Genomic DNA, 16,216 nt, shown 5'->3' on the forward strand with positions numbered 1-16,216 from the left:
TCTCGCTCTGCACAAGCCTCTTAAACCCCGCGATAGTCGATTTTCCCAGCTATCTCGCTCTGCACAAGCTCCCTAGACCCCACGATAGTCGTTTTTTCGACGATCTCACGCTCGCACACTACTCGCTCCTCCGGAATTCGGACACCGTCAGCCCCGCGACTTCCTTGAACACTTTGCAGAAATAGGAGGCATCCGGGTAACCGACGCGCTCGGCGACCTCGTAGACCTTGAGCCGGGTGTCCTGCAGCAAATGCTTGGCTACGTCCATGCGATGCCGGGTGACGTATTCGGTAAGGCGCATCCCCGTTTCCCCGCGGAACAGATTGGATAGGTAATTAGGGCTGAAGCCCAACTCGGCCGCGAGCCCGGGGAGCGTGATCTCTTCCGCGTAGTGCGCATGGATGTAGTCGATCGCCTGCTGAATCTCCTTGCGGTAGCCGCGCACGTCGCAGCCCGCCTTCTTCGGAGACAGCTTCGCATATTCGTCCATGACCATGGCGAGGAGCCGCTCGGGCGGCTCCATCCGCTGGAGCGCGCGTTCCACACGGGCATGCCAATCGACTCCGCCGGTCGCGGCCTCCCCGTCCGCGCGCCGCTCGCCGGCGAGCACGACGACGAGGGAGAACCCATCGAACAACCACTGGCGCAGCTGTTCCCGGTCGACGCGTTGCCCGCGGATCTGCCCGATCAAAGCCTCGGCTGCCGTCTTGACCGTCTCGGCCTCTCCCTTCCTCATTGCGGAGAGCCAGCTACGGACGAGAGCAGGATCCAGCTTAGCAGGCGTCGGAGCCCAACGCGACGCATAGACGCGGCCCCAGCCCTCGTAGACCGTCTGGAACAGCGCGGCTGCCGCTTGCTCGTAGGCTTTGCTAAGGCCGGTGCCGCCGGCGGCGACCTCGCTCACGCCGATGGAGAGCCGCAATCCATGCCGCCCAGCTTCGGCTATTAAGCCGTCGGCAAGCGACCGCGCGGAAGAGCGTCCCAGCCCTTCCCCGTTCGAAGAAACCGCGATCCCCCAACGGCCGGTCGACAGCCGGACCGACAGCGTTTGCGGATCGTATAGGCCTGTCTCCGCCGCTGCGCATGTATCCATCCGCCCTTCCGCCTCCCGCTCCCCTACATTCACCTGCCCTTCCGCCTCCCGCTCCCCTACATCCATCCGCCCTTCCGCCTCCCGCTCCCCTACATCCACCTGCCTTTCGGCCTGCCGCTCCCCTACATCCATCTGCCCTTCGGCCTTCCGCTCGCCCGTTTCCGTCCGCCCTTCGGCCTGCCGCGCGCTGGCCAGCCCGCGCCGGATCACCTCGCGGCACCGCTCGCCGGCCGCGTCATCCTTCTGCGCGTCCGCGAAGGCGAGCGCGAGGATGCGGTAAGGCGCGCTGGCGAACCGGAATTCGCCAGCCTCCGCCTGCCGCGCGAGCTCCCGTTCGTCCTCCCACTCGCCCAGCATCGCGCGCCGCATGAATTGCGCTTCGGCCTCCGCGCGGCGCGCCTGCCGTTCCCGGCGCAGCCGCTCGGCCTGCTCCAAGCGTTCCCTCACCTGATCCAGGAGCCGGGCCAGCGATTCCGGCTCCAGATCGTGCTTGAGCAAGTAATCCTGCGCGCCCAACTTCAGCGAATCCTTGACGAACTGGAAGTCGTCGAACGAGCTGAGCATCACGACGACGGTGTCGGGCGTGCGGCGCTTCACCGCCTCGATCAGATCGATGCCGTTCATCTCCGGCATGCTGACGTCCGTCAGGATCAGATCGAAGGTCTCCTCGTCCATAACTTGCAGCGCCTGCTTGCCGTTGATCGCCTCGGCGGCCAGGTCGAACCCGTGCGCGCGCCAATCGATGATCGTCTTCACGGCATAACGGTAGATGGCGTTGTCCTCGACGATCATGGCTTTATACGGCATGTCGGTTCACCTCTTCCAGATGGGTAGAGTAGGGCAGCAGGACGATCGCCCGCGTGCCCGATCCTGGCGCGGTCTCGAAGCTTAGCCCGTACGGGACGCCATGATGGGAGCGGATCCGTTCATGGACGTTGCGGACGCCGATGCTGTTCAAGCCCGGATAGCGGGCCTCCCTGTCGGCGACGAGGAGCCCTGCCGCGAATCCGGGGGCCATCCCGACGCCGTTGTCCTCGACGACGATCCGCAGCGTCCCCCCTTCCACGGCGGCGGCGATCCGGATGCGCCCCGTTCCCTTCGACATCTCGAGGCCGTGCATGATCGCGTTCTCGACCAGCGGCTGCAGGATGAAGCGCGGCACGACGCCCTCCGCGAGCGATTCGTCGACCTCGTACGCCACCTCGAACGCGTCGCCGTACCCGATCTTCTGAATATGGATGTAGTTGCGCACGTCCTCCAGCTCTTCGGACAGCCGATGGAACTCGCCCAGTTTGCGGATCGACGACTTGAGGAGTCCCGTCAGCGCGCCGATCATCCGCTCGATCTCGGTCTGTCCGCGGCTGCGCGAGAACCAGCGGATCGTGCCGAGCGTGTTGTACAGAAAGTGCGGGTTGATCTGCGCGAGCAGGACGGAGTATTCCGCCTTCTGCTTCGCCAGCCGTTCCGCATACACGTGGTTGATCAACTCGTTCATCCGCGCCACCATCATATTGAACCGGACGGCGAGCATGCCGATCTCGTCGCGCCCGCCCGGCGTCGCCTTCACGTTGAAGTCGCCTTCCTCCACCCGCCGCATCGTTCGCTCCAGCCGCTTGATGTCCCGGGTCGTCCCGATCGAGAACCAGAACGCCAGGATCAGCGCGAAGAAGATGAATACGACGCACACGCCGATGATGATCGTCTCGAGGATGCGCGTGCCGGCCAGCAGGTGCGCGAGCGGGATAAAGCATAGAATCGTCCAGCCGGTGTTGGCCGATCGGTACTCGGCGAGCAGCGCGCGCTCGCCCTTCACGCGCGTAACCCGTCCGAGACTGAAGGCGCCGGTGCCGGCGTCCGGCGTTACGCCTTGCAGCGACGCGTCCTCTTGCCCGTAGCGCCCCTCGATGAGCGGCTGACCCCGTGCGTTGACGATCACCAGATTGTCCGTATGGATGATCGAGCCGTCCGCGAGCAGATCCGTGAAGTAGGCGCGGTTCAGATGGATCACGATCGTCCCGAACCGTTGGTCCACCTGGTTCATGTCCAGATAGTAGCGGACGAGCGCCACTTCGTCGGACCCTCGGAGCGAAGCCGTCCAGGCGATGCCTTGCTGGCGGCGTCCGAGCTCCCGCTCGGCCCGGTCCATGATCTTGTCCGCCTCCGTCGTATTCATCCCGCTGCCCTGCGCGGACGGGCGATCCCACCAGAACAGCCGGCCTTGGTTGTTGCGGATCGTGATGGCGTTGATCATCGGGTTGTTGTTCCCGTATTGGAAGAGCAGGTTGGCGACGCGCGTATACGCGGAAGGATAGCCGGCGTCGGTGATCGGTCCGTTCCGCTCCGAGACGATCTGCGTCAACAGCTTGTCGTTCAGCAGGAAAACGGTGCTGTTCACGAACTCTTCGACCTTGTTGTCCACGTTCTTGGAGAACTGGTCGATCACGTTGATCGAGAGCTCCCGGGTGTTGGCTTCGATATAGTGCTTGGACGCGAAGGTAGCCGCGCTGCCGATCGCGAGCGCCAGCAGCAGGATGATGAACAGGTTCGACAGCAGAATCTTGGTCCGAATGCGAAAATGCTTCAAGCGTCCCAGCGGGTTCAACCCTTCGAGCCATCGCATGATCGATCTCCTCCCCGCCGGTCGTCAGCGACGCGGCCGAATTCGGTCGAACGCCTCGTCGAGCGCCCGAATGCATTTCTCGACGTCGTGCTGCGGATCGTAAAGGAACAGGGTCAGCTCGTTCTGGTACACCGCGAGCAGCTCCTGATTGATCACCTCGGGGTAGAAAAACGAGTAATCGAACGAACGTCCGGTCTTCAAATATTGACGGTCGAGCTCTTCGAAGGCCGGATCGAAGGAGATGGGGGCGCCGGGCACGATCGAGATTCCCTTCTTCTGCGTCTGGAACACTTCCGCCATCTCCGGCGTGCCGAAGGAGCGGGCCGCCTCGAGCGCCAGCGCCTTGTTCGGCGAACGGGGGTTGACGACGATGCCGCCGGTCGTCTTCATGGCGAAGCGGGCATCCGCCGGGTCTTCGGAATAGGGAAAGGCGAACATGCCGAACGCCGCATCCGGATTCTCCGAGCGCAGGCCGTCGACGGTCCAGGTCCCGTTCACGATCATCGCCGCCTTGCCGCTGGCCACCATCTTGAGCGCGTCGTTCCAGCCGGTGCTGAACGGGGCGTCGCCCATATACTTGAAGCGCTCGGCCAGCCGCTTCAGCACGCCCTTGAATCCTCCTTTGTCTTCGGCGAAAGTCGCCTTGCCGGCTTCGATGTCCCGGATCCAGCTCGGCGCGCCGACGCCGTTCGCGATGACGTCCGGCTGAATATCCGCGTTCAGCGTCCAGATATCCTTGTAGCCCGCCGCGATCGGGGTGATGCCCGCCCGCCGGAGCCGCTCGCATGCGGCGAGGAATTCGCTCCACGTCTCGGGGACGCGGGCGACGCCCGCTTCGGCGAATGCCGCTTTGTTGTAGAACACGCCGACGCCGTTCCGGTCGAACGGCATGGCCCAGACCTTGCCGTCGGCCGTCTTCACGCCCTTGAGCGCGTCGTCCTGCAGGCCTTCGATCAGCGGCAGTCCGGTCAGATCCATCGCGTAGCCTGCATCGATGAATTCCTGCAGGGCGAAGATGCTGTCGGCCATGTAGAGGTCCGGCATCTTCTCGACGGCCACCAGGTTGTGGAGCGTGCTGGCATAGGTGCTCGCATCCGCGGCGATCGTCTCGAACGCGACGTTCGGGTGGGTTTGAGAGAACCGGCTCGTCCCGATCTCCAGCCATTTCCGCGCGCCTTCTTCGCGGAAATGGTGATACCAGACGAGCTTGACGGGCTGCGCCTTGGGCTTGCCCGTCTCGGGCCCGGCAGCCGCGCCGCTTCCATCTCCCGGCCAGCCGCAGCCCGGCAGACCGCCGGCGAGCAGCAGCAGAACGAAGCCTTGCAGCAAAGTCTTGCGAACACGTTTCATCCATGGATCACCTGCCGTCTGATCTGTCGTAGAAGCGCTTACATTTTCTATTTTACATGCTTTCCGCGCCCCCTTCTATCCCTCCTGAATGCGGCGTTTCAACCCCGCTCCCCGGTGCGGACGGGGCTCCTCCCTCCGACATGCGAAGACAGGCGGCCGTCCGGAGAACGGCGCGATACCGCCTATGCGCGAAACGGGTCGCGATCGGGGCAATGACGGCCAAAAGCCGCCTCCTGCGAGGCAGCTTTTTGGCGCTTGGGGCTCCGAGCGGAATTAACCTTCGATCTGCTTCTTGTAGGCGTCGAGCTGCCGCTGCAGTTCGGCCAGCACCTTCTCGTAGCCGGCCGCCTTCAGCTTGTTGCGGAAGTCTTCGACGGCTTTGACCGGATCGCCCGCCTTGCCGTACGTGATCGCCGGTCCCATCTCTCCGGTCACCTGGGAGATCGCCGTGATCTCGGCCTCCACCGGCGTCTTGTCGAATACGAACTGGCCGTACGGATAAGGCTTCTTGATCTTGTCGTATTCCGCGTAGATCGTGCCGATCTGATCCCAGGTCGTGTCGCTCGGAATCTCGAGCTTGTCGTTGCGGCCGCCCCAGAAGTCCGAATAGAATTCGTGCTTCTTCGGATCGTAGCTGGCAGGACGAACGCGCTTGCCGTCCTTGATCTCGTATTGGACGCCTTCGATGCCGTAGTTGATCAGACGGTACACCTTCTCGTCGTTGCGGATCAGGTCGTATGCCATCAAGGCGCGCTCCGGGTTCTTGCTGTGCGCCCCGATCGAAGTGCCGCCGTGGGTGATGGACAGCTCCATCAGGTTGCCGCTCGTGCGGGAGAACGGATACATCTGCAGCTCCGAGCCCGGCTGCTCGCGGTCCATGTCGACGCGCAGCCCGCTGAACGTCTGCGTATGGTGCTGGTCGACGCCCGTCAGGCCGCCCTTGAGCAGCGTGCGCGTGTCGCCCTTGTAGTTCAGCACGTCCTCGCGCCAGAAGCCTTTGTCGCCCCAGCTCTTCATCTTCTTGGCGAAGTCGAGGAACGTATCCTCGAATACCGGACTGACCGCCGTGTAGCGCTCGTCATAGCTCTTGGCCGCGAAGACGGGCAGGTAGCCGGTCGACATCGGCAGCTCCAGGTTCGGGGTATACGATTGGGTCCAGCCGCCGAACGTGCTCGTGCCTCCCGTCGCGTCCCAAGGCACGATCTTCTTGTTGTCCTTCACGTACTGCATATATTTCTCCATGCCGTCCCAGTCCTTGATCGGCTCCGTGATGCCCGCTTCCTTGGCCCAATCTCCGCGGTAGAAGAACCCGTGGTTGACCCATTGCGTATAGGCGTCTTCCGGGATCAGCACGATCTTGCCGTTGTACTTGCTCTGCGCCCAGTTCTCTTGAGGGACCGACTCCCAGGTGAACGGCGCGTACTTCGGCAGCAGATCGTCGAGGTTCAGGAAGGCGCCGCGCTGCGCGTTCGCCCACGTGTCGAGCCAGTCGGTGCCGATCGTGATCAGGTCGACCGGTTCCCCGGATGCGAGCAGCAGATTGTACTTCGTCTGCCAATCCGCCCACTCGACCCATTTCCACTCCAGCTCGGCGTTGATCTTCTCCTTCATGATCTTGTTGACTTCCTTCATCGTCGCTTCGAACTGGCCATTGCTTGGTTTGTCTCCGAGAATGACGTAGCTGATCTTCACGAACTTTGACGTATCCACGCCGCCCGCGGACGGGCTGGCTTCTCCGCTGGCCTTCGGAGCGCTCTCGCTCGCTTTGGGCGTGCTGTCCACGTTCGCTTTCTTGCCGCCGGCACAAGCCGCTAGCGCGATGACGAGCGCCAGAACGGCGAGTATGGCGGTCATCCGTTTGATCGATTGCATCTGATAATTCCTCCCCCAATGGATGTTTGACGGGCAGAAGCCCCTATAGCGCTCGGGCAGCCTGCGGCAAGCGGACGCCGGTTCGGAGAACCGCGTTCCTCAGCCTTTGACCGCGCCGACGGTGATGCCTTTGATAAAGTAGCGCTGCACGAACGGATAGAACAGGATGACCGGCCCCGTAGCGACGACGGCCGTCGCCATCTTCATCGACTCCAACGGCAGGTCGCGCAGCTCGACGTTCGAGGCCGCTGCTGAGCTGCGAATGTAATCAGCCTTCGTGATAACGGTGTACAGAAACAACTGCAACGGTCGGTATTTCAAGTCCGTGGACAGAAACAGCATGGCGTTGTACCACTCGTTCCAGTAGCCGATGGCGATGAACAGACCGATCGTGGCGAGCGCGGGCGTTGTCATCGGCAGGATGAGCCGGACGAAGATCGTGAAGTCTCCCGCGCCGTCGATCTTAGCCGACTCCGTGATCGCGTGCGGAATGGAGCGGACGAAGCTCTTCATCATGATGATGAGGAACGGGCTCATCAGTCCCGGCAGCAGGACGGCCAGATAGTTGTCCTTCAGGCTCAGATACTGCGTCATCAGCAGATAGAACGGCACGAGCCCACCCGTGAACAGCGTCGTGAAGTATATGAAGAAGGAGATTCTGTTCCGATACGGGAAGTCCGGCCGCTGCAAAGCGTAGCCCGTCATGGCGACCAACAGCAGGCCGATAGCCGTGCCAACGACGGTGAGGAGGATCGTCACGACATAAGCCCCGACGATCTGATCGGGATTCTCGAAGACGATCTTGTAGGCGAATGTGCTCCATACCTTCGGCCAGAAGTTAAAGCCGTGCTTCGCGATCGCGCTCTCGGCCGTGAAGGACGTGCCGATCACGAGCAGGAAGGGCAGCAGACAGCATAGGCCGAACAAGCCGATGAAGATATAGCCGAAGCTTCGAACGGCGATGGACGTCGCGTCGGTGCGAATCCGGGCGCGTACCGCGTCCATGGCGGTCCCTCCTTTCATTCATTCGGGACTAGAAAAGCGAGTTGTCGGGCGAGAACTTCTTCACAAGCCAGTTCGCGGTGATGACCACGAGGAAGCCGAAGACGGACTGATACAGGCTGACGGCGCTTCCGAGCGAGAAGTTGAAGTTGTTCATGAGCGATCGGAACACGTACGTCTCGATGATGTCCGTCGTGGCGTACAGCGCCGTGTTATTCGCCCCGACGAGGTTGTAGATCAGACCGAAATTGCCACGAAGCACGCCGCCCAGCGAGAAGAGGAGCAGGATGATGAATGTCGGCTTCAGCCAAGGCAGCACGATGTAGCGGATGCGCTGGAAGGCGTTAGCCCCGTCGATCTCCGCCGCCTCCACGATCTCGGAGTCGAGTCCCATGATCGCGGCAAAGTAGACGATGGAGCCGTAGCCGGTCGACTGCCACAAATACGTCAGCACGATGATGAACGGCCAGATGTGCGGATTCGAGTACGTCTTCACCGGGTCCGCACCAACCGACTTCAAAATGACGTTCAGTAGGCCGTAGTCGTAGCTGAGGATGTTATAGGCGATGAGGCCGATGAGCACGAAGGAGATGAAGTACGGCAGGAACATCAGCGTCTGCGTGAGCTTCTTGAACCATTTCTTACGGACTTCGTTGAGCAGGATCGCGACGAAGATCTGCAGCACGTTCCCGAGCAAGATGAAGGCGAGATTGTATAGGACTGTGTTGGCGGTCAGCCGCCACAAATCCCCTGTGATGACGAGAAACCGGAAGTTGTCCCAATGCACGAACGGGCTGCGGAAGATGCCGTCCGTGTAGTTGTACTTGATGAAGGCTAGATAAAGGCCCGGCATCGGCAAGTAGGCGAAAATGAGGAAAAAAGCGATGGCCGGCAGGCACATGATCAGCAGCGTCCGGTTCGTGCGCAGTTGGCGAAACCGCGACCGGACGGGCGTCCGTAGCGTCGGATCGGCCGACTGCGGCATCGGGTCGGTCTTGGCGAGCGTTGGCATGAAGGGTACTCCTTTCGTAAAAAGTCGGGGCGGATCAGACCGGCAGCAGCCGGAACGCGCGGATCAGGCCCGCCTGGGATGCGTTAACGGCTTCCACGAGGACGGTCAGCGCGTCTTCCGCTCCCTCGCCGAACCAGACGCCCGGCAAGTAGAACGAATCCGGACTGCCTCCCTTCATAGCCGGCCGCGCGTCGCCGCCCGGCAGCCAGAGCCGCGAGACGAGCCGGCCGGCGAAGAAGACGGTCAGCTTGACGTTCTCGCCGTCGGCGACGATCCGCCAACCCCGGCCTTCCGCCGAATTGGGGAGCGCGCCGTACGCCCAGGCGACGCCGCCCGGCGCGAGGGAGAGCGGCAGCGCGGCGGCGATCGCGTTCGGCCGCACGACGGCCGCATGGGCAAGCAGCTCCGCCTCTTGTGCGGCGGAGAGGCGCCAGCCGACGGCGGCGTTCCCCTCCAGCAGCATCACGCGGCCGGCCGGGAGGCCCATCGTCCGCTCGAGCAGCACCGACAGCTCCTGGGCGGTGGCGGACGGATCGAGATATGGCGTCAGCGTCAGATAAGGATCGAACGGCGTCACCTGCCCCGCCTCGCGGCCGCCCACGAATACGGTCGCCGTAGCCTGCAAGCCGTCGAAGTGCAGCGTCCAGGAGTCGGCGCCGGACGAGAGGAAGATCGTCTTGCGGTAGATCTCGCGCGCCGGCTGATCCGGCGACATCCAGCCGCCGAAGGCAACGATCGGGTCGTCGTCGGCCGGCCGGGCGGACGGCAAGGCGGGCGGCAGGACGGGCTGGCGCTCCGCTTGGGAAGAGGCGACCCGCGCACCGCCGTTTGGCTTTGAGGCGGGCAGGTATTCCGCTCGGGACGAGGCGGGGCCGGCGGATTCGGCAGGCGCTGCGGTCGCCATCGGACCGTCCGCTCCGAGCGGCGAGGCCTCGTTCTCCGCAGCTGCCCGGCGCAGCCGCCAGTTGCTCGTAATCTCGCGGGCGCGGGTTACGGCGACGAGATCCGTCAGTCCCTTGCCCGCGTGGAGGCGAAGCGCGGGCAGCCGGATGTCGTCGAAGTTCGAATGGCCCCAGATCTCCGCGCGGGCCGACAGCCGCCGCGCGCCGCCGCCTTCCGGGAGCGGCATATACCGGCTCGAGCCGCCAGGCGTGACTGTGCCGAGATAGCGGCCGTCCGCGTAGAGAGAGACGACGTCGCTGCCCTGCCGGATAAGGACGCCGAGGGGCCGCGCTCCGCCGGTCGCCGGCGTCTCCGCCTCGTACCAGGCGAACCCCCGATAGATGCCGTGCGTCTCGAGCGGCTCGGCCTTCGGGATGGCTGCGGATTCGGCCGCCATCGGCAGATGCGGCACCTGATCCGCCGCCGTCCAGGCGATGCCGGCGTCCGCCGGTTCCGGCGCGGGCGCTGGACCCGGACCGCGTCGGACGCCGGCCGTCTCGTCGACCGATTCGACGAGCAGCGCCTCGGCGCGCGGCAGAGCGACGATCTCCAGCAGCCGGCCCCCGCGCAGGCCGATGACGCAGCCGCTGGCGGCGCACCCGTCGAAGCGGAGCGCGAGGCTCGCGCCCGCTTCCCGGACGGTCATCCCGTCCGGCTGGACGAATGCGAATTCCTCGTCGAACTTCAGCCTGACCTCCGCTTCCCCCTCGGTATGGAAGACCAAGATCGTCTTGGCCGCGCCCTGCGCCGCGTCAGCCAATTCGGCCGTCGCGTAGTCGAGCGTTCCCGGCACCCCCCATTTCGCCATCGGCACCCGCATCGGCAGGAGGAGGCAGCGTCCGGGCGGGACGCTCAGGATCAGCGGCTCTTCGGTTGGATCGTCCTTGGTCAATTGGGCTTCTTCGTTCGAATCGTCCTTGGACGATCGGGTCTCTTCGCTTGTACTGCTCAAGGACAGCTGCGTCTCCACCGCCGTCTCTCCCGGGTTGGAGACGAACAGCAGGCTGCCTCCTCCGGCCAACGCCAGCCGATATTGGCCCGCGGCGGCGGGGTCGGCGATGCCCGAGCCGGGCGGCGTCTCTCCCGTCCCGACGGGGCTCGCCTCGGCCAACGCGCTGCCGTATGCGTTCAGGATGCGGCGCAGCAGCCGGCCTTCATAGGCTTCGGCCCGCACATGACCTTCGGGCGAGATCATGCCGCCGAAGTCGTAGTCGCTCGTCATGAACGCGAGCGGCTCGCCCCAGTTGTTCGTCGCGTTCGTGAAGCCGAAGTCGGTGCCCGATACTTGCAGATAAGGCCCGAGCAGCTTCGCGCCGCAGGACAGCAGCCGGCGCAGCAGGAAGTGGTTGCGGTTCGTCTCCGTGACGAGCAGCGGATGTCCGCCTTCGGCCAATCGCGCCTGATAGGACAGCACCTTGGATTCGAAGTCCGGATCCCGGTCGTACGGGTAGAAGTTGCACGCGGGCACGACATCCTCCGCGTATCCGCTCGACCCATACAGTCCGCCTTGTCCCGCGCAGGCGACCAGCGGAACCGCGATGCCGCGTTCGTGTGCCAAATCTCGGAGGGCGGAGACATAGCCGTGCGGATCCGAGCAGCCGTAGAAGTCCAGTTCGTTCTCCAGCTGCACGCAGACGATCGTTCCCCCGGCTCCGGCTTGATAGGCGCGCAGAATCGGCAGGATTCGGTCGAACCAGCGGGCTACGTGGCGCAAGTAGGCGGGATCGTTGTCGCGCAGCCGAACGTCCGCTTGGGCGAGGAGATAGGCGGGTAAGGCGCCGCCATCCCATTCCGAGCAGATGTAGGGTCCCGGCCGGGCCACGACCCACAAGCCGACGTCCTTCGCGGTGTCCAGGAAAGCCGCCGCATCGCGCTCCCCTTCGAAGTCCCACTCCCCCTCCGAGCTTTCGTGATGATTCCAAGGGAAATAGACGTCGATCGCGTTGTAGCCGAACGCCTTCAGCTGCTCCATCCGCTCCCGCCACAAGGCGCGGGGAATGCGGAAGTAGAACAGGGAGGCGCAGAGCAGAATGACGCTCCGGCCGTTCACGGTGACCCGATCGGGCGCGAGCCGGACCGCTTGATCGACGCTCGTCTCTCGTTCCATGGGATGCGTTCCTCCTCTCGGCTTGCTTCATCGAAGGGCCCGCGCGGGCAGCGGCGCTGCGCGGCGGCCAATCATGTAAGCGGTTGCTAAACTTATTGTAGAGGCGCGTCTTCGGCTTCTCATTCAACAAAACTTCGATCTGCTGTAAAAAACTACGAACCTGTCGGCCGCGGCTGCGAATGCCTCTCCCTGTCTAACGAAAGGTTCCATTTTTGCTGGAAAAAACTACGATTTGTTGTCAGAATCCCCGGAATCGCCGAAAACTCGTACGCTCGAACGGAGGCCATTTCCCCGGCATATAAAAAAGCCTCGCCGTCGCGGATGGACGGCAAGGCTCGCGGTGATCGTTCTGTTCGTCGGCTTCATGGCGGGAAAGGGTCTCTCGTCGGCTCCGCTCGGCCGGCGGGGTCCGCGCCGGCCAGGCCGCGGAGGTTCCGCTTGCGGAATTCGGCGGGCGGCATGCCGAAGCTGTCCGCGAAGACCCTGGTGAAGTAATGAAGGGATTGGAAGCCCGTGCGCTCGGCGATCTCCTTGACGGGGTGAACCGTCGTCTTCAGCAGCATCTCCGCCATGTACAGCCTCTCGCGCCGTAGGTAGGCTACGAACGAAACGTCTCCCTCCTCCCGGAACAGGCGCGAGAGATGCCGCTCCGAGATGTGCAGCGCTGCGGCGATGTCGCCCAGCTTCAGCGGCCGAGACAGATTGTCGCGGATGAACCGCTTGGCGAGCTGGGTCAGGTGGGAGGAGGAGCGGGCGCCGCCCGACGGCCGCGAAGGCCGCTGGACCGGCGGCCGCCCCAGCGTGCCGGGGAACGAAGCGAGCAGGACGCCGCCCAGCGCGGCCGTCTGGCCTGCATCCGCCTCCTGGCGCGCGGATTGGCGCAGCAGCGCCCGCCACAGCAGCCCCGACGCGCCTTCGCCGTCCTGGATGACGGGCGTCTCGCGGGCGCGCATCGCCGCATCGTACGCCGACGCGGCCTCCGCATGCTCCGGCGTCTCCATCTCCAGCTCGAAGCCCGCGTACAGCAGCCGCAGCCCGGTCTCGCTGCGGATCTGATGCCACTCGCCGGGGATCGAGACGAACAGGCTGCCCGCCGTCAGCCGGTAGGTCTCCCTGTCCTCCTCGTATTCGCCTTCCCCCTCCAACACGTAGCACGCCTCGTAGAACGAATGCCGGTGAACCGGATTGTCCCGGTGATCCCACACCATGCCCCAGTAATAGACGCGAAAGGAAAGATCGCCCGCCTCGCAGGCCAAGATCGTCTCGTTCAAGTAACGGTGCGCTGCGGCAAAATCGGCTTGCGACACCCTTTCACCCCCCATGGCGTAAATTTGCAAATTCAAGACGCGCTTGTGCAAATACGATAATCGCGATCATCCTTATGATATAAGCAAGAACCAGTAAAGCGCCAAGGAGGCTGCTCAAGATGATTAAAGCAGAGGACGTCGAATTTTACAAGGAAAATGGGTACTTGCTCGTGCGCGGCGTGTTCTCCCCGGACGAAGTGGCGGAGATGCGCCGGGCGGTGGACGGCATCGTAGATCGCGCCGCCCGCTCCAAGTATGACCACAACGCGGCTTGGCAGGGCGACTATCTCCCGCCGGAGGAGCTCAAGAAGCTCGTGCTCAAAGGATTCCATGACGTGCATTACCATGACGCCGCCTTCACCCGCGCCGCCGTCCACCCGAACATGGCGGCCGTGCTAACCAAGCTGATCGGCCCGAACGTTCAGCTGCACCATAGCAAGATGCTCGTCAAGCCGCCGGAGAAGGGCGCCGCGTTCCCGTTGCATCAGGACACGCCGTACTTCCCGCACGACAATCACACCATGATGGCCGGCAGCGTCCACCTGGACGATTCGGACATGGAGAACGGCTGTCTCTGCGTCATCCCGGGCTCGCATAAGCAAGGGCTGCTGCCGCACGTGGGCAAGTACTATTTGGACCACCGGCAATATCCGCTCTCCGCCGCCACCCCATGCCCGGCACGCGCGGGCGACGTGCTGTTCTTCAACTACTTGACCATTCACGGCTCGGACGTGAACAAGAGTACGCGGAATCGCCGCAACGTCCTGTTCCAGTACCGCGACCCGTCCGACCCGCCGACCGAGGACGTTCACGTCAATTGGGGTCAAGGTCTGATGGTATGCGGGGAGAATCCCGTGTATCGGGAGTTCAAGCCGGAGTACCAGTTGCGTTAACGGCATCATGGGCGCGCATGACGCGCCGTTTCGAAGAGGGAGTCTTAGGCTCCCTCTTTTGTATTTTCGGGCGCTTCCAGGGCAAAGAAGGTATTTAAACTACCTACATTCGCGCATTTTGCGGCCAGCCCACCAAAGAAGGTATTTAAACTACTACATTCGAACTTCTTGGCGCACCCAGGATGACCGGTTCAGCATATTCGCACAAACATTCGCCAAATGAGACGGGTTCCGATCCGGTTCGCACGTGTTAAGCTAGGGCTAGCTAGTGTCCTTATTAGAGGAGGAGAATCGGAACATGTCCTATTTATCCGTCAGTACTTGGAGTCTGCACCGTCTGCTCGGTCCCCTTCGCTGGACGGCTTGGGATGCCGAGGCCGGCACGCATCAATCGCATGAACAGGAACAGCCGCAGGTGCTGACGCTGCTGGAGCTGCCGGCGGCGCTGGCCTCAAGAGGCTATCAAGCCGCGGAGGTTTGCCACTTTCACTTTCCCTCCGTCGAACCGGCCTATCTGTCGCAGCTTCGCGAGGCGTTCGCGGCGGCCGGCATCTCATTCGACACGCTGCTGCTCGATTACGGCGATCTGACCGCCGCGGACGAGGCGCGCCGGGAGGCCGACTACGGGCTCATGCGGCGATGGATCGATACCGCCGCCGCGGCGGGCGCCAAGCAAATCCGCATCGTCGCGGGCGAAGCGCAGCCGGGGGACGCGGAGGCCATCCGCCGGTCGGCCGCAGCGTTGAAGGCGCTGGCTGCGTACGGCGATGAGCGAGGCGTGCGCGTCATCACGGAGAACTTCAAGCCGCTGACTTCGTCGGGCGCCAGCTGCCTCTCGCTGCTCGCGCAGACCGGCGAACGCGTCGGCATGATCACGGACTTCGGCAACTTCGGCGGCAGCGCCAAGTACGAGGAACTGGCGATGATTCTGCCCTACAGCGTCTCGGTGCACGCCAAGGCGCATTACGACGACGCCGGCCTGCCGGACGAAGCCGAATACCGCCGTTGCCTCGACGTGACGAGCGCGGCCGGATTCAACGGCGCCTATGTCCTCATTTACGACGGCCCGGGCGATATGTGGGCGGGCCTCGAACGCGCGAGACGGATCGTGGAACCGTATGTCGCGGAACGTTGAGTCTTTGGCCATGCAAGTAAAAACGGCTTTGCCGTCTTCCCAAGCGGCAACACGTTTTTATCGGAGACGTATAAGGAAAGCATGGGTGAAACTTATACTTTCCGATACGTAAAAAAAGCCTTCGGCGATGTTTCGCCGAAGGCTTTTGGGGTTATAGCATTTAGAGAACCCGCTTGGCCGTCACGTAGTTGTTCGTCCAGTAGCTGGAGCTGAGGCTGGAGATCGTGACGCCTTGGCTGGAGCTCGCATGCAGGATCTTGCCGCCGCCCGCATAAATCGCCACATGACCGATCCAGTTGCTCGGCGAGCTGAAGAAGACGAGGTCGCCGACGCTGAGGTCGGTTTTCGCGACCTTCTGGCCCCGCTGCGCTTGCGCCGCGGCCGTGCGCGGCAGGTCCGTGCCCTTCTCGCCGAATACGTATTGGACGAAGGACGAGCAGTCGAACGCGGAGGTGTCGCCGCTATCCGCTCCGTAGCTGTACGGAGTGCCGATGAATTGTTTGCCGAGCGAGAGGAGCTCCAGCGATTCCGGCGTTGCCGCGCTGGCCTTCGAGGCCGTTCCGATTGCAGCCCCGCCGATCCATACTGAAGTCGCCACCATGCAAGATAACAACACTTTCACCATATATTTGCCTGTCTTCAATCGTTGTTCCTCCCGACTTCTCTAGTTGGTTCATGTTCCGCCGTGTTTGCTGAAATCACTATAACACACGGAAAATTACCGTTATTTTTCCAAGGAGAGAAGGAAAGCAGGCCGAACAACGATTTTTCGCCGTTTCTTAAAATAACGTGAGAAATCTCTCATCATTGCAACCTTTTTGGAGAGACTTGCCCTCGCGGCTGCCTTTTGCCGCCTTTTCCTCCCGAATATCGCCGGCAGATG

Annotated in this window: 11 protein-coding genes; 2 read left to right on the forward strand and 9 right to left on the reverse strand. The window is 63.1% G+C overall.

Annotation, left to right across the window (positions count from 1 at the left end):
- Positions 1-118: 118 nt before the first annotated feature.
- The 8 genes from H7C19_RS33605 to H7C19_RS33640 form a co-directional block, all read right to left on the reverse strand.
- On the reverse strand, positions 119-1,900 hold the full coding sequence (locus H7C19_RS33605) for a response regulator (RefSeq protein WP_185673456.1): 1,782 nt from the start codon (positions 1,898-1,900) through the stop codon (positions 119-121).
- Positions 1,890-3,713 carry a sensor histidine kinase gene (locus H7C19_RS33610; protein ID WP_185673457.1) on the reverse strand — a complete coding sequence of 608 codons (1,824 nt, stop codon included), beginning with the start codon at positions 3,711-3,713 and terminating at the stop codon, positions 1,890-1,892. The genes H7C19_RS33605 and H7C19_RS33610 overlap by 11 nt, the downstream gene beginning before the upstream one ends.
- A 24-nt stretch (positions 3,714-3,737) precedes the next feature.
- Entirely contained in the window at positions 3,738-5,063 is a 1,326-nt protein-coding gene (locus tag H7C19_RS33615) for an ABC transporter substrate-binding protein (RefSeq protein WP_185673458.1), read from the reverse strand.
- A 273-nt stretch (positions 5,064-5,336) separates the two neighbouring features.
- Positions 5,337-6,935, reverse strand: coding sequence for an ABC transporter substrate-binding protein (locus H7C19_RS33620; protein ID WP_185673459.1), 1,599 nt, complete (start codon positions 6,933-6,935; stop codon positions 5,337-5,339).
- Between the two features lie 99 nt (positions 6,936-7,034).
- On the reverse strand, positions 7,035-7,940 hold the full coding sequence (locus H7C19_RS33625) for a carbohydrate ABC transporter permease (RefSeq protein ID WP_185673460.1): 906 nt from the start codon (positions 7,938-7,940) through the stop codon (positions 7,035-7,037).
- Positions 7,941-7,968: 28 nt separating this feature from the next.
- Positions 7,969-8,838 (reverse strand): ABC transporter permease, encoded by an 870-nt coding sequence (locus tag H7C19_RS33630; RefSeq protein ID WP_376775477.1) that lies wholly within the window; start codon positions 8,836-8,838, stop codon positions 7,969-7,971.
- A gap of 145 nt (positions 8,839-8,983) precedes the next feature.
- Complete coding sequence (locus H7C19_RS33635; protein ID WP_185673461.1) at positions 8,984-11,998, reverse strand: beta-galactosidase; 3,015 nt, start codon at positions 11,996-11,998, stop codon at positions 8,984-8,986.
- 362 nt (positions 11,999-12,360) lie between these two features.
- A complete protein-coding gene (locus H7C19_RS33640; protein WP_185673462.1) occupies positions 12,361-13,305 on the reverse strand; it encodes an AraC family transcriptional regulator in 945 nt (314 codons plus the stop codon).
- A gap of 119 nt (positions 13,306-13,424) precedes the next feature.
- Between H7C19_RS33640 and H7C19_RS33645 the strand changes: the two genes are divergently transcribed.
- Entirely contained in the window at positions 13,425-14,198 is a 774-nt protein-coding gene (locus tag H7C19_RS33645; RefSeq protein ID WP_185673463.1) for a phytanoyl-CoA dioxygenase family protein, read from the forward strand.
- Between the two features lie 298 nt (positions 14,199-14,496).
- Complete coding sequence (locus tag H7C19_RS33650) at positions 14,497-15,333, forward strand: sugar phosphate isomerase/epimerase family protein (RefSeq protein ID WP_185673464.1); 837 nt, start codon at positions 14,497-14,499, stop codon at positions 15,331-15,333.
- Between the two features lie 160 nt (positions 15,334-15,493).
- On the opposite strand, the gene H7C19_RS33655 is transcribed toward H7C19_RS33650, so the two are convergent.
- A complete protein-coding gene (locus tag H7C19_RS33655) occupies positions 15,494-15,976 on the reverse strand; it encodes a C40 family peptidase (protein ID WP_246470195.1) in 483 nt (160 codons plus the stop codon).
- Positions 15,977-16,216 lie beyond the last annotated feature (240 nt).

The sequence above is a fragment of the Cohnella nanjingensis genome (assembly GCF_014212125.1).
In the GTDB taxonomy this organism is placed as follows: Bacteria; Bacillota; Bacilli; order Paenibacillales; family Paenibacillaceae; genus Cohnella; species Cohnella nanjingensis.

Bases quoted from the DNA above. Each gene is read 5' to 3' on its own strand.
- H7C19_RS33605 (WP_185673456.1), bottom strand. From the start codon at position 1,900: ATGCCGTATAAAGCCATGATCGTCGAGGACAACGCCATCTACCGTTAT.
- H7C19_RS33610 (WP_185673457.1), bottom strand. From the start codon at position 3,713: ATGCGATGGCTCGAAGGGTTGAACCCGCTGGGACGCTTGAAGCATTTT.
- H7C19_RS33615 (WP_185673458.1), bottom strand. From the start codon at position 5,063: ATGAAACGTGTTCGCAAGACTTTGCTGCAAGGCTTCGTTCTGCTGCTG.
- H7C19_RS33620 (WP_185673459.1), bottom strand. From the start codon at position 6,935: ATGCAATCGATCAAACGGATGACCGCCATACTCGCCGTTCTGGCGCTC.
- H7C19_RS33625 (WP_185673460.1), bottom strand. From the start codon at position 7,940: ATGGACGCGGTACGCGCCCGGATTCGCACCGACGCGACGTCCATCGCC.
- H7C19_RS33630 (WP_376775477.1), bottom strand. From the start codon at position 8,838: ATGTGCCTGCCGGCCATCGCTTTTTTCCTCATTTTCGCCTACTTGCCG.
- H7C19_RS33635 (WP_185673461.1), bottom strand. From the start codon at position 11,998: ATGGAACGAGAGACGAGCGTCGATCAAGCGGTCCGGCTCGCGCCCGAT.
- H7C19_RS33645 (WP_185673463.1), top strand. From the start codon at position 13,425: ATGATTAAAGCAGAGGACGTCGAATTTTACAAGGAAAATGGGTACTTG.
- H7C19_RS33650 (WP_185673464.1), top strand. From the start codon at position 14,497: ATGTCCTATTTATCCGTCAGTACTTGGAGTCTGCACCGTCTGCTCGGT.